General features: G+C 39.0%; 21 protein-coding genes, 1 riboswitch and 1 other annotated feature. Of the genes, 4 read left to right on the forward strand and 17 right to left on the reverse strand.

From position 1 onward, the window contains the following. Positions 1-53 precede the first annotated feature (53 nt). From ACYSNQ_RS02125 to ACYSNQ_RS02170, 10 genes are all read right to left on the reverse strand, one after another. Positions 54-839 carry an alpha/beta hydrolase gene (locus tag ACYSNQ_RS02125; RefSeq protein WP_426081129.1) on the reverse strand — a complete coding sequence of 262 codons (786 nt, stop codon included), beginning with the start codon at positions 837-839 and terminating at the stop codon, positions 54-56. A 28-nt stretch (positions 840-867) separates the two neighbouring features. Next, positions 868-2,343: an MDR family MFS transporter gene (locus ACYSNQ_RS02130; RefSeq protein WP_426081130.1), complete on the reverse strand. Its 1,476-nt coding sequence runs from the start codon at positions 2,341-2,343 to the stop codon at positions 868-870. Between the two features lie 184 nt (positions 2,344-2,527). Next, positions 2,528-3,715 carry a methionine adenosyltransferase gene (metK, locus tag ACYSNQ_RS02135; protein WP_426081131.1) on the reverse strand — a complete coding sequence of 396 codons (1,188 nt, stop codon included), beginning with the start codon at positions 3,713-3,715 and terminating at the stop codon, positions 2,528-2,530. After that, positions 3,713-3,828: riboswitch (SMK box riboswitch) on the reverse strand. (Overlaps the previous gene by 3 nt.) A 434-nt stretch (positions 3,829-4,262) precedes the next feature. Then, positions 4,263-4,694, reverse strand: a complete 432-nt coding sequence (locus ACYSNQ_RS02140; protein ID WP_426081132.1) for a hypothetical protein — start codon at positions 4,692-4,694, stop codon at positions 4,263-4,265. Between the two features lie 171 nt (positions 4,695-4,865). Beyond that, positions 4,866-5,561: a DUF1003 domain-containing protein gene (locus tag ACYSNQ_RS02145; RefSeq protein WP_426081133.1), complete on the reverse strand. Its 696-nt coding sequence runs from the start codon at positions 5,559-5,561 to the stop codon at positions 4,866-4,868. Between the two features lie 356 nt (positions 5,562-5,917). Beyond that, positions 5,918-6,286, reverse strand: coding sequence for a 50S ribosomal protein L7/L12 (gene rplL, locus ACYSNQ_RS02150; protein WP_426081134.1), 369 nt, complete (start codon positions 6,284-6,286; stop codon positions 5,918-5,920). A 59-nt stretch (positions 6,287-6,345) separates the two neighbouring features. Then, positions 6,346-6,843, reverse strand: coding sequence for a 50S ribosomal protein L10 (gene rplJ, locus ACYSNQ_RS02155; protein WP_426081135.1), 498 nt, complete (start codon positions 6,841-6,843; stop codon positions 6,346-6,348). Between the two features lie 87 nt (positions 6,844-6,930). After that, positions 6,931-7,066: a sequence feature (ribosomal protein L10 leader region), on the reverse strand. A 145-nt stretch (positions 7,067-7,211) separates the two neighbouring features. Beyond that, the gene (gene rplA / locus ACYSNQ_RS02160; RefSeq protein WP_426081136.1) at positions 7,212-7,901 is read right to left on the reverse strand and encodes a 50S ribosomal protein L1; all 690 of its coding nucleotides are present in this window, start codon (positions 7,899-7,901) and stop codon (positions 7,212-7,214) included. Positions 7,902-8,011: 110 nt separating this feature from the next. Next, positions 8,012-8,434, reverse strand: a complete 423-nt coding sequence (gene rplK, locus ACYSNQ_RS02165) for a 50S ribosomal protein L11 (RefSeq protein WP_426081137.1) — start codon at positions 8,432-8,434, stop codon at positions 8,012-8,014. A 169-nt stretch (positions 8,435-8,603) separates the two neighbouring features. Beyond that, complete coding sequence (locus tag ACYSNQ_RS02170) at positions 8,604-8,801, reverse strand: hypothetical protein (RefSeq protein ID WP_426081138.1); 198 nt, start codon at positions 8,799-8,801, stop codon at positions 8,604-8,606. Positions 8,802-8,951: 150 nt separating this feature from the next. Between ACYSNQ_RS02170 and sdaAB the strand changes: the two genes are divergently transcribed. From sdaAB to ACYSNQ_RS02190, 4 genes are all read left to right on the forward strand, one after another. Then, the gene (sdaAB, locus tag ACYSNQ_RS02175) at positions 8,952-9,620 is read left to right on the forward strand and encodes an L-serine ammonia-lyase, iron-sulfur-dependent subunit beta (RefSeq protein WP_426081139.1); all 669 of its coding nucleotides are present in this window, start codon (positions 8,952-8,954) and stop codon (positions 9,618-9,620) included. Positions 9,621-9,708: 88 nt separating this feature from the next. After that, positions 9,709-10,569, forward strand: coding sequence for an L-serine ammonia-lyase, iron-sulfur-dependent, subunit alpha (sdaAA, locus tag ACYSNQ_RS02180; protein WP_426081140.1), 861 nt, complete (start codon positions 9,709-9,711; stop codon positions 10,567-10,569). A gap of 301 nt (positions 10,570-10,870) precedes the next feature. Next, positions 10,871-11,539, forward strand: coding sequence for a TetR/AcrR family transcriptional regulator (locus tag ACYSNQ_RS02185; protein WP_426081141.1), 669 nt, complete (start codon positions 10,871-10,873; stop codon positions 11,537-11,539). Further along, positions 11,529-12,314 carry a CPBP family glutamic-type intramembrane protease gene (locus ACYSNQ_RS02190; RefSeq protein WP_426081142.1) on the forward strand — a complete coding sequence of 262 codons (786 nt, stop codon included), beginning with the start codon at positions 11,529-11,531 and terminating at the stop codon, positions 12,312-12,314. Before ACYSNQ_RS02185 ends, ACYSNQ_RS02190 begins: the two co-directional genes overlap by 11 nt. 322 nt (positions 12,315-12,636) lie before the next feature. Here the strand turns inward: ACYSNQ_RS02190 and ACYSNQ_RS02195 are convergent, their stop codons facing one another. The 7 genes from ACYSNQ_RS02195 to ACYSNQ_RS02225 form a co-directional block, all read right to left on the reverse strand. Further along, positions 12,637-13,947: an amidohydrolase gene (locus tag ACYSNQ_RS02195; protein ID WP_426081143.1), complete on the reverse strand. Its 1,311-nt coding sequence runs from the start codon at positions 13,945-13,947 to the stop codon at positions 12,637-12,639. After that, the gene (locus tag ACYSNQ_RS02200; protein WP_426081144.1) at positions 13,944-15,668 is read right to left on the reverse strand and encodes an adenine deaminase C-terminal domain-containing protein; all 1,725 of its coding nucleotides are present in this window, start codon (positions 15,666-15,668) and stop codon (positions 13,944-13,946) included. Before ACYSNQ_RS02200 ends, ACYSNQ_RS02195 begins: the two co-directional genes overlap by 4 nt. Positions 15,669-15,848: 180 nt before the next feature. After that, positions 15,849-16,913, reverse strand: coding sequence for an ABC transporter substrate-binding protein (locus ACYSNQ_RS02205; RefSeq protein WP_426081145.1), 1,065 nt, complete (start codon positions 16,911-16,913; stop codon positions 15,849-15,851). 30 nt (positions 16,914-16,943) lie between these two features. Beyond that, complete coding sequence (locus ACYSNQ_RS02210) at positions 16,944-17,984, reverse strand: ABC transporter ATP-binding protein (RefSeq protein ID WP_426081146.1); 1,041 nt, start codon at positions 17,982-17,984, stop codon at positions 16,944-16,946. Between the two features lie 60 nt (positions 17,985-18,044). Beyond that, a complete protein-coding gene (locus ACYSNQ_RS02215) occupies positions 18,045-18,824 on the reverse strand; it encodes an ABC transporter permease (RefSeq protein WP_426081147.1) in 780 nt (259 codons plus the stop codon). Continuing rightward, positions 18,817-19,653: an ABC transporter permease gene (locus ACYSNQ_RS02220; protein ID WP_426081148.1), complete on the reverse strand. Its 837-nt coding sequence runs from the start codon at positions 19,651-19,653 to the stop codon at positions 18,817-18,819. The genes ACYSNQ_RS02215 and ACYSNQ_RS02220 overlap by 8 nt, the downstream gene beginning before the upstream one ends. A gap of 665 nt (positions 19,654-20,318) precedes the next feature. Continuing rightward, positions 20,319-20,399 (reverse strand): IS3 family transposase, encoded by an 81-nt coding sequence (locus ACYSNQ_RS02225; RefSeq protein ID WP_426081163.1) that lies wholly within the window; start codon positions 20,397-20,399, stop codon positions 20,319-20,321. Positions 20,400-20,405 lie beyond the last annotated feature (6 nt).

Here is a 20,405-nt window from a genome sequence, read left to right on the forward strand (position 1 = left end):
ACTTTAATTAACAAATAATCTGAATTAAAAATTTCAATAACTATGAATACAAGTTAAGCTAACGGTAGCCAGGAGATAACGGTTTGCAGCCATTTATCCCAAAAAATCCAGTCATGGCCTCCAGGGGAAGTCTCAAAGAAATGGTCATAATTATCTGATTTCAACATATTTGCCACGTACTGACTAGCCGGTAGTAACGGATCTTCTTCACCGCAAGTGATAAAAAACTTGGGAAGCTCTTCTTTGTTTTGAATTTTTTTATTCAGCAGATAAACTAAATCATGTTCAGAATCTTTCAGTTTTTCCAATGGACCAAAAACACCTTCCCAATAAGCTTTACTTCGTATCGAAAGAAGGCTGTCTACTCCAGCAGCAATATGAAGCGGTCCCGACAAAGAGGCAACTGCGGCGAATTTTTCCGGCTGCATCAACCCTAGCTTCATAGCCCCATAACCACCCATAGACAATCCAGCAGCAAATGTTTTTTCTCTTTTTCGGCTAAGCTGCGGGAAAAGCTCCCGACAAATTTCCGGAAGTTCTTCCGAAAGAAATGTCCAATAATTCATGTCATAGGTTGTGTCTGCATACCAGCCTAAATCAGTGGAAGGCATCACTACAGCCATTCCATAATCAGCTACATAGCGTTCAATATTTGACTTTCTTTCCCAAACACTATGGTTGCCCCCCATCCCGTGAAGCAGATACAATACAGGAACATCTTTTCTGTTTCCCACACTGTCTGTTCCGAAAATCTTCTTCGTCTGCTGAGGTAAAATTACATTCATCATTACTTCCATACCTAATACATTTGAATAAATATTTGCTTGTAAAAATGCCATTACAATCCCTCACTTTTTCAATGTTACTTTATTTTAACACTGTTTGCGCTTTTTTTCGCTGCAAAAATAAAACCATTGAGAGGGCCGCAACAACTAAAACAATCCCCGTCAGAAAAACCGAATGAAGACCACTATACAAAATTGTGCGCAAAGGCTGCAGCAGTTTCGCAGGAATTTGATGCGCCGTATGAGGATTTACCAGCTGGTTCATCACACTGGAATCAACATCCAAACTACTGTTTTTTAGATTAACTGCCATTGCCGCATTAAGCAAGACACCAAAGATAGAAATCATTACAGTCTGTCCAATAGTCCGTGATAATGTGTTGAAGGAGGTTGCTACACCAACTTCATCGCTCGACACACTGTTTTGTGCAGTAACCGTCGTGGTTGTAATCGTTAACCCAAATCCTATTCCCAAAATTGAAGAAATAACAAAGAATAAAAATACAGGTGTCTGAACAGGAACAATTGTCAAACTCAGTCCGCCAATCAAAATAATGGATAGTCCTAGAACTAAGACATTTTTAACCGTTGTTTTTCCCATTAAGCTGCTGGCATAGAATGAACCGATCATCCAAAGGATAGACATAGGCGCCAATGCCAAGCCCCCAAGACCTGCGCTGGTTCCTAAAACTCCCTGAAGCCACATCGGAATATACACTTCGATACCCATTAGAAATCCGCTGATTAATGCTGCCACGAGATTAACCAGCATAAAGGTTTTATTTTTAAACAGATGAAGAGAAATAACCGGATCTGCAGCACGTTTTTCAGTTCTGACAAATAGAAGGCAGAAAATTATAGTCAATGCTAAAAACAGTAGAATATTGAGTGAGAAGCCGCCTTCCCCAATCATCTGAAAAGACAACAGCAGCGTCAACAATACCAACATAAGCAGACCACTGCCGAGAAGATCCATTGGCTGATTGGAGCTCTTTCTTTTTGGTTCAACAAGATATACACTGATTAATGCCAACAAAGCCAGACCAATTGGAACATTGATAAAAAATATCCAGTGCCAGCCAATTGTATCAACAATAAAACCACCGGCTAATGGTCCAAAGACACTCGCAACTCCCCAGGCGGCACTGTTCAAGCCCAATATTTTCGCCCGCTGTTCCATCGGATAAATATCTGCAATTATCGTTAAGGCTACCGGCATTACAGCTCCCGCACCGATCCCTTGAATCGCCCGGGCAATAATTAGCGTCAGCATATTAGGGGCGAGACCGCAAAAAGAAGATCCGATAATGAATACAGTAATCCCAATCAGAAATACCGGTTTGCGGCCGATTTTATCAGCCAGCTTTCCATAGATTGGCGTCAGCATGGCATTCGTTAATAAATAAATAGAAAATACCCAGTTCATAATTTCCATGCCCTCTAAAGAACCGACAATCGTCGGCATCGCTGTTGAAACAATGGTTCCTTCGATTGCGGTCATGAAGGTTGCTGTAAAAACACCAAGTGTGACTAGTTTTATATTTGTTTGTCTTTCCATATTGTGCTCTCCTCGTTTTTTAAATTTCATCTTGCTGTCCAAGTCAGCCTATACCAATAAGAAGTTTGAGACATAATTAAATACCCAAACTTTTTTCTAAAAACTCCGAATAAAATGAAATTATCAATTTTTTTTAGTCAAAGAAAAAGAAGCGCTCTGTTAATCACTTAACAGAGCCGCCTCTTTATTCCCCCAAACTAGCTTTTAAAGCCTCGACTTTGTCTGTCTGCTCCCAAGGAAGTTCGATATCTGTACGACCAAAATGTCCGTATGCTGCTGTTTGTTTGTAAATCGGACGGCGTAAATCCAGCATTTCAATGATGCCCGCCGGACGTAAATCAAAATTCTCACGGACAGCTTTAATCAATCTACTTTCAGGAATTTCACTTGTACCAAAGGTATTAATCGAAATAGATACTGGCTGAGCCACACCAATTGCATAAGCAAGCTGTACTTCAGCCTTTTTAGCTAAACCAGCAGCAACAAGATTCTTAGCAATATAACGTGCAGCATAGCTTGCTGAACGATCAACTTTTGTTGCATCCTTCCCGGAGAAAGCACCGCCGCCATGACGAGCGTAGCCGCCATACGTATCAACGATAATTTTACGGCCAGTCAACCCGGCGTCTCCTTGAGGACCACCAATCACAAAACGTCCAGTCGGATTAATAAAATATTTCGTTTCTTCGTCTAACCATTTTTCCGGTATAACTTCTTTTATAACTAATTCTTTGACATCTTTTTGAATCTGCTCCAGTGTAACATTCTCATCATGCTGTGTGCTGATGACAACAGTATCTACCCGTTTCGGCTGTCCAGCTTCATCATACTCCACTGTCACTTGAGATTTTGCATCTGGCCGAAGATAAGGCAAGGTATCCGCTCTTCTCAGCTCTGCCAAACGACGTACTAAACGATGACTTAAAGAGATAGGCAATGGCATTAATTCGGGTGTTTCATCCACTGCAAAACCAAACATCAGTCCTTGATCTCCAGCACCAATCTCGTCCTTTTCGTCCGCATCACCGCGAACTTCCAAAGCTTCATCTACTCCCTGAGCAATATCTGGAGACTGCTCATCAATTGCTGCAAGAACAGCAACTGTTTCACCATCAAAGCCATATTTTGCTCTTGTATACCCAATATCCTTTACTGTTTGACGTACAATTTTCTGGATATCCACATAAGCTGTCGTTGATATCTCTCCGAAAACCAACACTAAACCTGTTGTAACAGATGTTTCACAAGCAACTCTTGCCATAGGATCCTGAGTCAGGATGGCATCCAGAATTGCATCGCTAATCTGATCCGCTACCTTGTCCGGATGTCCTTCTGAAACGGACTCCGATGTAAATAAATGTTTCTCTGCCATAATAAGTATTCCCCCTAATTAATATTCGGTTACAAGGCATCTTTACATAAAAAATCAACCGGTGTTCTCGGTTGTCTTTACACTGTAAATCCTTTCGGGAACTTGTAACGATACCAGTATAGCAAATAATTCTGAAAAAAGCTCATTTTAAATGAAAATAAATTCGATTCTATTATTTCTTATATAATTAATCAGATAATCCTTTAGATCATCGGTTCCCAAAATGCCTAATCACTAATCTATTCCCAAATCTGTCAGAAAATCAGAAATTAACAGCTATTTTCAAGACGCTTACATCAACTTGATTCACTATAGGGCTTGTCAGACTAAAAAAGCGACGCCAAATGGCTCAGCAGACACGAAAGGACTTGGCAAAGTTTATTTCTTCAAAATAAAAAAGCCTGAAACAAAATCAGAAACTTCCTGTTTTTTTGTTCCAAGCTCTATAAATTTCTTCATTTTACCACTTTTTATCTACTTTAATTAAGGACTACAAAAAATAATTACAATCATCGTTATTACGATACACTTTTCAAAAAAATAAGGTCTACATTTTGTGTACACTGTGGGCGCTCTCTATTCCGCCACAAGCTTCTTTACACGCCTGATTGATTAATTCAAACGACGTTCTAATCCGATCTAAACCATGAGCAAATTTGTCATCATCCACAATCATACAACTATCATCCATTGCATCAATCCAATAATAGACACCACGTTTATAGGCATCCAACCCTTTACATAAAAGCTGAGTAGCAGCTTTTTCTCCATAAGGAACAAGTACTTTTCTAAAATTCTCATCCTCGATAAACAAACGATTCACGTTATTCCTGCAAAAGACGTAAGTATCCTTCTTCTTTCTATTTACAGTTTGTTCATAGCCTTCTTGCTGAATCTCTTTGGAAATCGTTGTGAAAATTTCATTGTATACCTCAACTCTCTGCATTACTGATAGCACTGTATCTGTATAATCAAACATCAAACTCTCCCCTTCCAAGCAAGTCAAACGAACTGCTCATATTGTCATTATAATAGCGAAGGGGTCATTCTATCAAGTAATATGGTATGACAGAAACATAATGTTCTTTATAAAATACTTAAAAGCTTCTATTTTAGGTAACGTCCGTTATTTTTATTTAAAGCTATAAAATCAGTCTTTCTCAGTTTTTTTCATTTCTTCCAGCTGTTCCTGCAGCTCTCCTAAAAGGGCCAGTTGAATATTCTGAATTTTGACCATCTGCTGCCACTGATCATTAATCATATAATCCATTTTTTCGTGCAAAACGTTGACTTCTATTTCCGCTTTCAAATTAACCTTATAGTCTTTCTTTGCTTGTTCTCGATCTCTGTCTTCTTGTCGGTTTTGACTCATCATAATAATCGGTGCCTGAATAGCTGCCAAACAAGATAGCATCAAATTTAACAGGATAAACGGGTATTTATCAAATGGCTGAAAAATCAAAGCTGTGCTATTTAGTACAATCCAAGCAAATAGAACAAAAAGAAATATAAAAATAAATGGCCAGCTTCCTCCAAATTTAGCAATTGCATCAGCTGTTCGCTGCCCTAGACTAAGCTTTTCACCTGTTCTTTTATTTAGTTTTTCTACAATCACTTCATTCTCTTGAAGATGTTTATGAATCAAATGGTTTAGCTGTTCATTTTTCAATGATTCATCCGATAATAGTTCCCGAATATAGTTCATTCTGTAATTTAAAAGCTCTGGATAAGTAATAACCGATTTCATCGTCAGTTTGGGGTTGTGCTTCAGGATAAAGCTGCTGATTTCTTCTTCTACATCCGCCATTGGAATAGTTTCCAGCTTATTTTTATCTTTTTTATTCATACTATTTCAACTCCTTATCTTTACTCACATAATACCTTTTCTCTTTATTTTTCAATACTATTTTGATTTAGTCATGGGTTTGGGAATGTTTTAAGAAGATTACAGGTAAAAGGCCATTTATTGATGACTGGGGCGCATACAGGCAAATAACGGAGATTCATATTCGAAGAAAATCGGCCTCTTGAAGGGGATACAAGATGGGTATCGAGGAGGGTTCATTGTTCTTTTTTCAACGGAATAACAAATGAACAAAACTAGAATGTCTCTGATTTTTTCTTAACGACACAAATTGCATAAAACAAAAAAAGACGGCATCTTTCTTGGAAAGATACCGTCTTCAACTCTATCTAATAGAATTATTTTAATGTTACAGAAGCGCCAACTTCTTCTAAAGCAGCTTTTAATGCTTCAGCATCGTCTTTAGAAATGCCTTCTTTAACTGGTGCAGGAGCTCCGTCAACTACAGCTTTAGCTTCTTTCAAGCCAAGACCAGTCGCTTCACGAACTGCTTTGATAACTTTAACTTTTTGGTCGCCAGCTGCAGTCAATTCTACAGTGAATTCTGTTTGTTCTTCAGCTGCTCCACCTGCTGCTGGACCTGCTGCTGCTACAGGAGCTGCTGCAGATACGTCAAATTTTTCTTCAATAGCTTTAACTAATTCACTTAGTTCTAAGATAGTTGCTGTTTCTAGTTCAGCAATAATGTTTTCAATGTTCAATGCCATTTTTAATTTCCTCCATTTAAGTTTTCACTTATTAATTTTTTTATGATGCTAGGCTGCAATTAAGCAACTTCTTCTTTTTCTGCCACTGCTTTGACAGCGTAGGCAACGTTGCGGACTGGTGCTTGTAGAACAGACAACAACATAGATAGTAAACCGTCGCGGCTTGGTAGTTTCGCAAGAGCAGTAATTTCTTCCAAAGAAGAAACTTTGCCTTCGATAACTCCCCCTTTGATTTCTAATGCTTTTGCGTCTTTAGCAAATTCATCCATAATCTTAGCTGGAGCAACTACATCTTCGTTACTGAATGCGATAGCAGTAGGACCTGTGAATACTTCATCAAGACCTTCTAAACCAGCTTTTTTAGCTGCACGTGAAAGGATAGAATTTTTAATAACTTTCATTTCAATGTCAGCGTCACGCAGTTGTTTACGTAAGTTCGTTACTTCTTCAACAGTTAAACCACGGTAGTCAACGATGACTACAGAAGCTGCTGCTTTGAATTTTTCAGTTACGTCATCAACTAGACCTGCTTTTTTAGCGATTGCTGCTTCACTCATTTATTTCACCTCCTGATTTTGATGGTGAAGTTTTGAGGCTTCAAACATATGGAAGCACTGTTATACAGCATTTTCTTCAAAAAGCTGTATAAACAACAAAAAACTCCATGCCACCGTAGACATAGAGGGACCTTTTGATATTGATAATTATCAATGCCAGCGTCCTCGGCAGGAAATTAAGACGTATGTCACCTGCTGTCTTCGGTACAGTTATTCATTAACCTCAACTACCTTACCATAGATAAGGCAGTTGAGTCAATAATTTTTTTAATTATTCAGCTTTTCTATCAATCTAGCTTCATAGTCCAGATTATTCGGTAAATAGACAAATTTCCTCACAATCTAAACGGGCTATTGCACTTTTCTAATTAGAAAGAAAATTGGTCAACGTGGATTCCAGGTCCAAATGTAGTTGTCACTGAAATATTTTTGATATATTGACCTTTTGCTGCTGAAGGTTTAGCTTTCAACAATACATCGTTAATTGTATTGAAGTTTTCAATCAGTTTGTCTGTATCAAATGATACTTTTCCGATTGGAACATGAATGTTACCAGCTTTATCAACACGGTAAGTTACTTTACCAGCTTTTACTTCATTGATTGCTTTTGTTACGTCCATCGTTACAGTCCCAGTTTTAGGGTTAGGCATCAGACCTTTAGGACCCAATACGCGACCTAGTTTACCAACTTCAGCCATCATGTCTGGAGTTGCAACAACTACGTCGAAGTCAAACCAGCCTTGTTGGATTTTGTTAACCATGTCAGCATCGCCAACATAGTCAGCGCCAGCAGCTTCTGCTTCTTTCGCTTTTTCACCTTTAGCAAATACTAAAACAGTCTGTGTTTTACCAGTTCCGTTTGGCAGTACAACTGCTCCACGGATTTGTTGATCTGCTTTTTTAGGGTCTACATTTAGACGGTAAGCAACTTCAACAGTTGCGTCAAATTTAGCAATACTTGTATCTTTAGCCAAAGCTACCGCTTCTGCTACTGAGTAAGCTTTAGTACTATCAACTTTTTTCAATGCATCTTGCAATTTTTTGCTCTTTTTAGCCATTTTGTTTCCTCCTAGATTGTGGTTATAACGGTAGAACCTCCCACGTAATTCATATCTTTCAATATGAAACCGACTGAGAAGCTACTTCTTTAGGATGTCCTGTGTAAAAATTATTCTACAGTGATCCCCATGCTTCGTGCAGTTCCTTCAACCATGCGCATTGCTGACTCAACGTTAGCTGCGTTTAGGTCTGCCATTTTAAGTTCAGCGATTTCTTTTACTTGATCGCTAGTTACTTTAGCTACTTTATTTTTGTTTGGTTCGCCTGAACCTTTATCGATTTTTGCAGCTTTTTTCAACAATACTGCAGCCGGTGGTGTCTTTGTAATGAAAGTGAATGAACGGTCTTCATATACAGAGATTACTACTGGAATAATCAAACCTGCTTGATCAGCTGTACGAGCATTGAATTCTTTAGTGAATCCCATAATGTTGATACCCGCTTGACCTAATGCTGGACCTACTGGCGGAGCTGGTGTTGCTTTACCTGCAGGAATTTGCAATTTAACTAATTTTTCTACTTTTTTTGCCACGAGACATACCTCCTTGAGTCCGTGATGTGGTTAATTGGAGATGAAGATTTCTCCTCCCACTAGTCTCTCCTGAAAACACCAGGAATAGACGTGTACAAAAATGCACACTTAGATAGTATACACGGTTTGCCTTTTTTTTTCAATGCTATTTCCAAGTATTTTTTCTCAATCAGCCTGCCATTACGTTTCCTATCAGCAGCTGATAAAGCGGCAACGGTAAAAATTTTCTAAGCTGAATCAGCTGCCGGCTTTTCCCTACACTATAGCGAAACTTAGAACTTCGATCAATTGGCGCTTGATAGATGACTGCGGTTACTTCTTTCGATGCTGTTTCCTTTTGACCATTTTGTTGAACACTCTCCTTCACTTATATAGTTTGTCAACTCTTTAAAAATATTTTCTATGTATTTTCTCAACACTTTTTTCTTTTTATCTCATGTGATAAACTACATGCGGTGCTATTCTATATAATAATAGTAGAAGTACGGACTAAGTTAAGGATAAAGGAGAGAAAACCATGGAACAGCAACGCTATAAAAGTGTTTTCGATATCATTGGACCTGTAATGATTGGTCCCAGCAGTTCACATACTGCCGGCGCAGCCCGAATTGGGAAAATCGTACGAACCATTTTCGGAGAGCAGCCTGACACTGTAGATATCTATTTATATGAATCATTTGCTAAAACCTACCGAGGTCACGGGACGGATATTGCCTTGGTTGGCGGACTTCTTGGGATGGAACCGGATGATCCCAGGCTGGCCGATTCGCTGAAAATCGCGCATGAGCAAGGCTTGGAAGTGTTATTCGTTCCTAAAAACGAGAAAGCAGATCATCCTAATTCTGTTCAGCTGTTAGTTTCCAAGGGAAAACGCAAGCTATCTGTGACAGGCATTTCCATAGGCGGCGGTAATATTCAGATTTCTGAGCTGGATGGCTTTAAAATTTCTTTGAATATGGGAATCCCTACTTTTATTATTGTTCATCAGGATGTTCCTGGGATGATTGCCAAAGTGACAAATCAGCTTTCCGAGCTGGGAATCAACATCGGTACGATGACTGTGACCAGAGAATCCAAAGGTGAAAAAGCCATCATGATTATTGAGGTTGACCAGCGTTCTGCCGGGATTGTTGTCGAAAAACTAACCGAGATTCCTGATATTCACAACGTAAACTATTTTGACTAATGTCTTTAAAACGTTAAAGCAGCGCAATGCTGCAGGAAAAAAATATAGAACAGTCATTTTGACTACTTAAATAGAGGAAGGTGATAGGATGTTTTTTTCTATAAAAGAGCTTGTGGAGCAGGCGCAAAGCTTCTCCTCTGTAGCTGAATTAATGATTACAATTGAAATGGAAACACATGAATGTCCTCGTGAGCGGATTATCGAAACAATGAATAAGAATCTAACTGTAATGAAGCAGTCCATCGTTGAAGGGGTGAATGGTGTAACCTCTGTCACCGGTATCACTGGCGGAGATGCTGCTCGTCTAAACAATTACATAGCGGAAGGAAAGTTTCTAAGTGGTGAGACGATTCTTACTGCCGTCCGCAATGCAGTCGCCGTTAATGAGGTTAATGCAAATATGGGCTTGATATGCGCAACGCCTACTGCCGGTAGTGCCGGTGTTGTCCCGGGTGTTCTAATGGCTGCCATCCACCGTCTACAGCTGACTCACGAACAACAGCTTGATTTTTTGTTTACTGCGGGTGCGTTCGGACTGGTCATCGCAAATAATGCTTCTATCAGCGGTGCTGAGGGAGGCTGTCAGGCGGAGGTAGGTTCTGCCAGTGCTATGGCAAGTGCAGCATTAGTTTGTGCGGCTGGCGGCTCCCCAGAACAAGCTGCTCAAGCGGTTGCCATTACACTTAAAAATATGATGGGGCTTATCTGTGATCCGGTAGCTGGACTGGTGGAGGTTCCTTGTGTAAAACGCAATGCACTTGGCTCCTCTCAGGCATTCATCTCTGCTGATATGGCTTTAGCTGGTATCAACAGTGTGATTCCTCCTGATGAGGTAATAGCGGCTATGTATCAGGTTGGCCGTCAAATGCCAAGTATTTTCAAAGAAACCGCAGAAGGCGGTCTAGCTGCGACACCAACCGCAAAACGATTAACTGACAACTTAAAATAGCAGTTAGGTATTTCATCAAAATCCTATTAAGGGATTCAGCTTTAATGAGTATACTAAAATTCATACAAAGTGCATTACAATATTTCGAATGAATTTCGGTATATTCTTAAAGCAACTGCTTCTTCTCCATGCTTTAATTTTATGTAGATAATTCAAGAAGTTTAGGATTTTATTTTATCCTAAACTTTTTTTATTCCCAAAAAAATGAACATACTCTCATTTTTATATTGCCATCTCCGGAACAGTCTGTTATTATAATAAATGAGATGTGTCTCATTTTTAAAAACAGGAGGAATTTATTATGCCCAAAGTAACTGAAGAGTATATTCAAACAAAGAAACAGGCTATCATTAATGCCTTTCTAGCCGTTTGTGAAAAAAAAGTATTGTATGAAATAACCATGACGGATGTAATCAAGGAAATAAACATCAGTAAAGGAGGAATTTACCGGTATTTTGAAGATTTAGACGATCTTTTAGTAAGCTCCTTGAATCAGCAAAGCAGCAACGAAAATTTTTATACAATTTTAGATAAAATAATCAAACCAGAAACTTCTTCGTCTGACAATCTTCAAAAGCTATTTGTATTTCTAGGTGAATATGTTGAAAGCAACGTTTCAGTAATTGGAAAAATCCAATATGAACTGACAGCAATGCTTGCTAGTCAGCCTGATCGGCAAAAAAAGATTTTAGGCCGATTAAATGAACAGGCGCAAGGACAATATTGGATGAAGCAAGTCATGATCCAAATTTCTAAAGGAATAGAATCCGGAGAATTTACCCCTCTATTTTCAATTGAAGTAATCCTATCGTTTATGAGTGGTGCAATTGACGGTATCACCGGTTCTATCATCAATCAATGCTATTACCAAAAAATAAAGAAGGAAACACTCAATATTCCAAAGCTGTTTGAAGCATTGAATATATCTGTATTATCATTATTAACGGGAGGAAAATCAAATGAATCATAAGCGAAGTATTTCACATTTTTTAGCTTTCACATTCACTTTATCATGGAGCCTATGGGGAGGGGCAATCTTCTTGACCCAATGTCTGCATATGCCCTTTCAACATCCAATTGTCATGATTTTATTCATTTTCGGTGGGATTTCACCAGCTATTAGTGAATTAATCATGCATAAAAAAAGCAGCAGCAAAGATGAGTGGCAGCAATTTTTAGGGAATATCCTCAATTTTCGTCATTCAGTATCTATTTATTTAGTTATAATCCTTTTAGCTTTTAGCTTTGCCTTTTTACCTGTTTTACTTGGCGGAGCTGTCCAAAAGCTGCCGATTTATCTTGCGTTTCTTGAGTTTCCTATTATGATTATTGGGGGAGGAATCGAAGAAATAGGGTGGCGGGGTTTCCTGCAGCCTGCACTCCAGAAAAAATATTCAGTTTTTGCTAGCGATACGATTGTTGCTGTTATCTGGACCTTATGGCATGTACCCTTATGGTTTATTGCTGGCTCCAATCAATCAACAATGAATTTTCTTTATTTCTCTGTCGCTTGTCTTTCTCTTTCTTATTTACTGGGTGGTCTTTATAACTATACCAACAGTATCTATCTATGCATTGTCTTTCATGCTCTAATCAATGCCTTTTGGGATGTGTACGTGTTAAATGGACAGATGTTCTCAGCTTTTGTACTGCTGATAGTGTCAATACCGTTTGCTTTATTTTTGAAAAAGACCAGAGAACAGCAAGTTCACTCAAAAAAACAGGAGCAAAAAGCGGACATATAGTTTTCTTCTCTCAACTAACTTTTTAGAGTTTTTTCAAATTCAAGCAAGAAGCACCTATGCTGAATTCACTATATGATGAGTTCAGCGCAGGTGCCTTTAGTGAGTGAAAAAATATTTTTCCTTCGAAGTCACAGAAAAACCTGTACACTGAAATTTGAATGAAAAACAATGAAAGAGCTCATACTCCTCAATGGCAAAAATTACCAACTCGTGGAGCTGATCATAACAGAGGAGAAGTTTATTTCTTTCCACAGATTCTCAGATTGTGGATGAACCTTTTCAAGAGTCACTTTATTCTTATTTATTCTTTCTATCCGCTTTCCTACATTCTTTTTTTAGCTTCTACTACAAAATCACTCATTTGCTCATATAGCTTTGCCTTAATCTCCCTCAAGTCATGATTAACAAGCTGATGATTCTTCACCAGCTGCTTTCCATTTACCCAGACATGCTGAACATTTGAGGCATTCGCCGAATACACCAGCACAGAATATGGATCAAACAACGGGAACATATTGACTGACTGTGTTTCAACTATGATAAAATCCGCTTTCTTACCAGCTGCAATTATACCGGTATCTTTGAGATTCAGTACCTCAGCACCTCCTCTAGTCGCCAGCCGAACAATATCTTTCGCTGGAAATAGCGCCCGGTCCAGCTCCCAGGTTTTATGAAAATTGGCAAATAACTTCATTTGAGTAAATAAATCCAATGTATTCCCACTACTGGGTCCATCTGTTCCTAATCCAACGCTTAGACCGGCTGCCAGCATCTTTTTAACAGGAGCGACACCTTTTGCTGATTTCGTATTTGCGCCAATACAATGCGCGACTTTCACATTCTCCCTATAGCCTGCTGTCAGCAGAATATCTTCATCCGTTGCATGAATACAATGCGCCATGATAAAAGGACGGTTCATAAAGCCAATTTGCTCTAAAAGTTCAAATGGAGTCTGTTGATAACGATCACTTAGTTCTTTTAGCTCATAATCCATTTCAGCCACATGCATTGTTATAGGAACCTGATGCTGCTCGCTCATAGCGACAATTTTTTCCAATCCTTTATAGGTATTCGTGTTTGGTGCATGGGGAGCAATTACAGGCGTAACCAACGGATGATTTTTCCACCTTGGCAGAAATTCCCTGCAATACTCTATACCGCCAGACGGCTGTTCGCTATCGCAGGTAGGCATATCAATGACTGTTTCCCCAACTAGCGCTCGTACTTGAAAGCTATCACAAACCTCAGCAACTTGATTTTCAAAATAATACATATCACAAAAACTGGTTACACCGCTTAATAGCATTTCACTGATAGCATAAGCACTGCTGGCTCCAACAAGCTCTTTTGTCATATAAGCTTCTAAAGGAAACAGGAAACGGCGCAGTCGGTCCGGCACATCATCTCCTAATGAACGGAAAGGAATCATTCCAACATGTGTATGGGTATTAACAAATCCTGGTAGAAGTAGTCCTCCATTGCCGTCGACCACCTCGTCCGCGTCCAAGGGCTGATGCTGCCAGTCTCCTATCGCGACAATTCGCTCCTTTTCTACCAAAACATAGCCGTTTTTATACTCTTTCATCTGGTTATCCATTGTCAGTATATGAACGTTTGTGATTAGCGTACTCATCCTATTACACCGTCTTCCGGGAACACTAATGGATAGAATTCCTGTGTTCTAGTATTCATCATTCCTTTATCTGTCATTTTGATTGCTGGTGAAACTGGTAAAGACAACGTAGAGAAGGACATAATTTCATTCATATTCTTGTAGCCCAGCTGCTGCATTGCTTGGCGAACGTTTTGAAGTGCCGTCCCTAATTCTTCAATAGGTGCCTGGGATAAAATACCGCCAATAGGCAACGGACATACCGCCAGTGTTTCCTGTTCACCGACTACTACATAGCCCCCCTGCATAGCCAGCAGTTCATGCTGAGCTTTAAGAAGAGCCTCGCTGGTCGTTCCCATAACCATAACATTGTGATGGTCATGAGCCCAAGTTGTCCCGATACTGCCATTTTCCTTGATAGGTTCTTCCATCAAGGCATAGGCAATATTGCCATTCTTACCATAACGTTCCATAACAACAAGCAATGCGCAGTCTGAATTTTCCCAATCTAAAAATCCATCCTTAATCGGCAGCTCTTTTGTGATGCGCTCTGTAAAGGTTCCAATCTCCTGCTTTTGAATGACATTGCAGCGAACGCTGCTTTTTTCTGTTTTAACCGGAATTTTTAAGTCTGCGGCAGTTAGCTTTCTACATTTGACTGATTTCAAATACGACGGCGGAAACTCCTCTATTTTAGCTGGATAACTAACTTTATCGCCTTTAGTATACATACGCTTCCCTGATTTATAAACCGACTCAATAGCAAAGCTTTCTAAATCCTCTAATAAGATAAAATCTGCCAATTTTCCAGGCGCAATTATTCCTCTATCATTAAAGCCCATTCGCCGAGCTGGTGTATAAGTCGTCATATAAATTGCCTGTTCCAGCGGCAAACCTGCTTGAACAGCCTTTTTCAAATTCTCATTTAGATGACCTTTTAAAAGATCATCCGCCATTACATCATCGGTAATGATACAAGCAAACTCATAATAATTGTTGTCAACAATCACTGCCATATTTTCTGGTGTAATGGACTTATTTTGAAATTGAATAAACATGCCGCTTTCAATTTTTTCAGCCAAAGAGTCAGGAAACTGGTGGGTATGATCGGAAGAAATACCGCTATAAAGAAATGCTGCCAAATCTTCACCATAAATTTTAGGACAATGTCCTTCTAGAGGCATTGTTGGTCGTTTTTCACGACAAAGATCGATAATTTGCCGAATCAAAGACTCCGGCTCATTCGCAATCCCTTTGAAATTCATTGCTTCTCCAAGACAAACAATTTTAGGATTTTCCAACAGCTCAGCAGTTTCCGCAAGCCCGATGATTCCTCCAGTGGTTTCCAGCTCAGGAGTGGTGGAAGGAACAGAAGATGGAATTGCATGAAAAATATCCACCTCCGTGTCTGCTGCCATAAACTCAGTTAAGCCATCAATACCAAAAACGTTAGCCATCTCATGTGCATCGGCTACAACCGTTGTTACGCCAAACGGTAGAACGGACTTTGAGAAAATAGTCGGCGTTGTCATTGAGCTTTCAATGTGCATATGGATATCAATTAGTCCCGGTATCATGTAGCGGCCGTTTCCTTCAATAACCTGTTCCGGATTCAGCGAATCCAGCTCTTGAGCACTTATGTAGTAAAATTTCTCTCCGCTAATGGCAACATTCTTTTTTTCAAATTTCTGTTTTATGGTATTAAAAGCCTGTACATTTTTAACTAATAGATCTATGTTCATTTTTTTCTACGCCTCACTTTATTGTCGGTTTATCAATTATAACTTTTTTCGAAACGTTTTTTCAGTAGATTCTTCCTTGAGGTGCTGCAGTAAATCATTTTAATTTTTTCGTTCCCTAGAGCTGTATTCATTCTAAAAAAATGACTGGAACTTCACTTCCGTCCCAGTCATTTCATATTTTTATTGATTAATCAATCGATTCCACTGGTCAATCCAATTTGTCAGCTGGCCATTAACAAAATCAAAATCCACTGTTTTGGCACGGTCTGCAATTGCTCCATACGTCATATTGCCTGCTTCTTCCTCTGTCAGCTCAACACCTTTGACAGTTGGTGCCTCGTTCAGCGACAACGCTTTAGCCTTTTGTGAATCCGCACTAATTCTATAGTTTACAAACTCGTATGCCAGCTCTTTGTTGGCAGCTTCTTTAGGAATATTAATTGTGTTGTAGTTTGCATAGGTGCCGCTTTCCGGTACCACATACTCAATCGTATCAGATTCTCCCTTGATAATATCATAGGCAAAGTCCATTACAACTGCCGCTTCAATTTCTCCTGCCTGAAACATGTTCGCCAAATCAGAAGATTTTGCATAAGTTTTAACAATGTTTGGCTTCAGCTCTTCCAATGCATCAAAGGCTGCTTTCCCATCATCCTTCGTGATGTCCTGGCTGCTGTAGTCACTGGCAATATACATCATCAATGGACCGGCAGTTGTTGTAATTTCAGGAATAGAGATTTTTCCTTTCAAAGATGCATCCCATAAATCTGACCAGTCTTTGATTTCTTTACCGACCTTCTCCTTATCATAAACAATTCCTACACTGTTAACAGCTATGGGAACACCTGCACCGCTGTCGAACACTTCCTTAGCTCCATCGGTCAATTCCGCTACATTCGGAATTTTTTTCTCATCAAGCTTTTCAAACAACTCTTTAGAGGCACCATCTGCAGAATTTGCCTGCGCCAACTCAATCACATCAATGCCTGTCGGATTACTTACCAGCTTGTTGAAACGGTCTCCGCTATTTCCTACATCCATTGTGATTTTAGCGTCAAACTCTTTTTCAAAAGGCGCCATTACATCACTTTTTACGATATCTTCACTTAAGCCGAAGGTTGATACAACTAAATCTTTGGATGCCTTTTTGTCTGTTGAAGATCCGTCTGAGCTGCCCCCACCGCAGGCTGCTAAAGTTAATACACTCGCCAATACCAATGAACCTAATGCAAAACGTTTTTTCACAACTTTTTCCTCTTTTCACTTTTAATTTTTTTATTTATCTTCCAAAAGAACAATTTTTTCCTTTGGAAAGTGCAGTACGATTGTATCGCCTGCTTCATAAATTTGTTTATCCGTACCGTTAACTAGAAACTTACCTAGAGAAGTGACAACTTCATATTGATAGCTTTTTCCCAAAAATGTTCGTACTTCTACTTGTCCATCAACACAATTGACTTCAGCTTCCGAAGCAATTTCAATATCCTCCGGGCGAATGGTTGCAACGATTTTGTCAGCTGGCTGCTGTTTATAACTGGTTTCAAAAACGCTGCCTTTTGCCTGATAGCGACCTTCTGCTACCCAATCTACAGCAAAGAAATTTTCAAAACCTATAAAATGAGCCACAAATTTCGTCTTAGGGCTGCGGTAAATTGTTTCCGGAGTATCGTATTGTTCGATAACCCCATTATTCATTACCGCTACTTTATCAGAGATTGAAAAGCACTCTTCTTGATCATGTGTAACAAAAACCGTTGTAATTCCCAGCTGCTGCTGAATTCTCTTAATTTCAATCCGCATCTGCACACGCAGCTTCGCATCCAGATTACTCAGGGGTTCATCCAGTAAAAGCAGCTTAGGTTCAATTACCAAGGCACGTGCTAAGGCTACCCGTTGACGCTGACCGCCCGACAACTGTTTAGGATAGCGGTCACCCAAATGACCCAACCCGCATATTTCCAGCATAGCTGCTACTTTTTCGTTTATTGTTTCTTTCTTTTCTTTGCGAAGCTTCAAACCAAAAGCCACATTTTCTGCAATCGTCAAATGAGGAAATAACGCATAGCTTTGAAAAACCATGCCAAAATTCCGCTTATGCACCGGTACTTTTACAAGCTCTTGATCATCCAGCTTAAACGAACCGTCATTCGGTGAAATCAAACCGGCAATTACCCGCAGCGTAGTTGTTTTCCCACAGCCGCTAGGTCCTAGCAAGGAAACCAGCTCACCTTTTTCCATCGAAATATTTAAGTCTTCCAATATATTTTGTTTCCCATCATAACTGACACGAATCTTATTTAAATTTACAAAGCTCACATTCTTCCTCCTGTATTCAGTAATCGTCCATTTTATTTATAAAGGCATAAAGCTTTTTTACTAGGCGATAGAGGCCAGCCCCAAGGTTTTTTCAATAACAAACATCAGCAAAATCGTCAGCAGCATAATCATTACTGATATAGCTGATACCGTTGGATCATAGGTGTATTCAATATAGCTCAGTAATGAAGTCGGCAGCATTGTCACACCTGGACCTGATAAGAACATCGAGACAGGAACATTATTGAAGGAATTCACAAAAGCCAACATAAATGCTGCAAAAATTCCAGAAGATACATTTGGCAAAACAACCTGTAGAAACGCCCTAGCCCTAGTACATCCTAGCGTCCACGCCACTTCTTCAATAGAAAAATCCAGTTGCTCCATGCTTGAACCTACTACGCGGATAATATACGGCAGACTGATTAGAAAATGACCAATCAAAAGCCCCTGCATTACCGGTAGGCGAAGCTGAATTACTACAAACTGAAAGAGAGAGTAGCCCACTACAATACCGGGAATCATCGTCGGTGAAAGAAAGAAGCTCTTTAGAATATTCTTAGTTTTAAGGTTATAACGTGATAGTGCATACGAAGTTGGAACGCCAACCAGAAGCGCAAGAAGCGTAGCTCCAATACCAATTGTCAAACTCAGCTTAAAGCTGCCCATAAATGTGTCAGAGGTCAGCGCCTTTTGATACCAGTCCAGAGAAAATTCTTTAATTGGAAACTGGATGGTAGCTGATTTGCCAAAAGAAGTCACAACGATGACCACTAACGGTAGAAATAGAAAAGCAAAAACCAAAACCGCAATCAGAGTCATTCCTTTTTGTTTACGCATTCTTTAACTCCCTTCTATCTAAACGAGCCGCTATAATATTTAATCCCTTGTTCACAATCAACGTCGTCACAATCATAATCAAAGCAATTACACTTGCAGAGGTCCAGTCTCCCAGAGTTGACGCTTTTTGGTAAAGGAAGGTTGCCAGCAGCATATTTTTATTTCCGCCTAGCAGCTGTGGCGTTGTATAGGCTGTCATTGTTCCAGTGAAAACCAGTATGCTCCCAACAATTACGCCTGGTGTGCACAGCGGCAAAACAATTTTATAAAAGGCTTTAAACGGACTGGCACCTAATGTTTCAGCTGCTTCTAATGTCTCTGATTCAATATTCTCCATGACCCCAACTAAAGTCATAATCATTGTAGGCAGAAAAAGATAGACCGAACCGACAATAATTGAAAATTCTGTATACAATAAAGTTAGAGGCTGATCAATTATTCCCAAGCTTAACAATACATTGTTAACTACACCTGATTTCCCTAAAATATTTATCCAGGCAAAGCTGCGGATAACAGAATTCGTCAGCAAAGGAAACATCGTCATTGCCATTAAAATACTCTTCCATTTTTTACTGACTCCTGCAATATAATAGGCTGCTGGAATACCTAAAACTGCAGAAATTAAAGTCACGATTACCGATACCCGTATCGTACGAATAAAGATTTTCAGATTATAATCATCCGTCAAAAAATCCGTATAAGGTTTTACACTCGCTCCTGCATCTGTAAAAATGGTCGGCCAGATACTGTTTACCAATGGTACAATCATAAAAAATAATAGCAAAATAACACCTGGTGTTACGATTAAATACGGAACATTCCGTTTCATTTCATCTCTCCTTATTCGTTTTTCTATAATATTATAATTAAAAACACGAACATTTACAATAAAAAAATTATCTTTATTAGCAAAAATGCGTAATCTATTCAATTCACAAATATAACACAAATATTTTGTTCGCTTTTTCTATTAATAAGTTCAAATCCAAACAAAATTTTATCATTAAAAATTCATTTTTTCAGATTCAGTCCCTATGCAAATCTAGTTTAACCAACTTTTAGCAACATATAACTAACTACATTTTTTTCGTTCACAATCATCTTGATATACAAAGGATAAACACGAACATTAACAACCAACTGAAATCATCTGACAAAAAATAGAAGCTTCTTTTTTATATAGTCAAAAACCGTACATTATTTTACAAAATAATTTTATTGGTAAGTATCTGGAGATTTCTTTTGCATATTGAAAAAGAAATGGATAAACACTCTCAAAAAACGAGTACGAGTCAAACATATGATGCCCTTTTGTCAATAGGCCGACTCGACTTATTATTAAAAACAGCCGCTCGTGAAGCTAAATCCTCTCTCACTATTCCTTGATATTACTGAATTTATAACTCATAAAAATTTTATAATTACTTTACCAATAAAAAAGATGTCCACTTTATGGCACTGACCCCCAAAAGTGAGAGGGCAAAAGAGAGGCGATTAAACGGTCTGTTTTCGATAGGCTATCGGTGATAGATAACCCAACTTCCGTTGAATTCTATGGGTATTATAATTCTTAATGTAATT

Source organism: Enterococcus sp. LJL51 (genome assembly GCF_054871795.1).

Excerpts from the sequence above, each read along its gene's own strand:
- ACYSNQ_RS02125 (WP_426081129.1), bottom strand. The coding sequence starts at position 839 with ATGGCATTTTTACAAGCAAATATTTATTCAAATGTATTAGGTATGGAA.
- ACYSNQ_RS02130 (WP_426081130.1), bottom strand. The coding sequence starts at position 2,343 with ATGGAAAGACAAACAAATATAAAACTAGTCACACTTGGTGTTTTTACA.
- metK (WP_426081131.1), bottom strand. The coding sequence starts at position 3,715 with ATGGCAGAGAAACATTTATTTACATCGGAGTCCGTTTCAGAAGGACAT.
- ACYSNQ_RS02140 (WP_426081132.1), bottom strand. The coding sequence starts at position 4,694 with ATGTTTGATTATACAGATACAGTGCTATCAGTAATGCAGAGAGTTGAG.
- ACYSNQ_RS02145 (WP_426081133.1), bottom strand. The coding sequence starts at position 5,561 with ATGAATAAAAAAGATAAAAATAAGCTGGAAACTATTCCAATGGCGGAT.
- rplL (WP_426081134.1), bottom strand. The coding sequence starts at position 6,286 with ATGGCATTGAACATTGAAAACATTATTGCTGAACTAGAAACAGCAACT.
- rplJ (WP_426081135.1), bottom strand. The coding sequence starts at position 6,843 with ATGAGTGAAGCAGCAATCGCTAAAAAAGCAGGTCTAGTTGATGACGTA.
- rplA (WP_426081136.1), bottom strand. The coding sequence starts at position 7,901 with ATGGCTAAAAAGAGCAAAAAATTGCAAGATGCATTGAAAAAAGTTGAT.
- sdaAB (WP_426081139.1), top strand. The coding sequence starts at position 8,952 with ATGGAACAGCAACGCTATAAAAGTGTTTTCGATATCATTGGACCTGTA.
- sdaAA (WP_426081140.1), top strand. The coding sequence starts at position 9,709 with ATGTTTTTTTCTATAAAAGAGCTTGTGGAGCAGGCGCAAAGCTTCTCC.
- ACYSNQ_RS02185 (WP_426081141.1), top strand. The coding sequence starts at position 10,871 with ATGCCCAAAGTAACTGAAGAGTATATTCAAACAAAGAAACAGGCTATC.
- ACYSNQ_RS02190 (WP_426081142.1), top strand. The coding sequence starts at position 11,529 with ATGAATCATAAGCGAAGTATTTCACATTTTTTAGCTTTCACATTCACT.
- ACYSNQ_RS02195 (WP_426081143.1), bottom strand. The coding sequence starts at position 13,947 with ATGAGTACGCTAATCACAAACGTTCATATACTGACAATGGATAACCAG.
- ACYSNQ_RS02200 (WP_426081144.1), bottom strand. The coding sequence starts at position 15,668 with ATGAACATAGATCTATTAGTTAAAAATGTACAGGCTTTTAATACCATA.
- ACYSNQ_RS02215 (WP_426081147.1), bottom strand. The coding sequence starts at position 18,824 with ATGCGTAAACAAAAAGGAATGACTCTGATTGCGGTTTTGGTTTTTGCT.
- ACYSNQ_RS02220 (WP_426081148.1), bottom strand. The coding sequence starts at position 19,653 with ATGAAACGGAATGTTCCGTATTTAATCGTAACACCAGGTGTTATTTTG.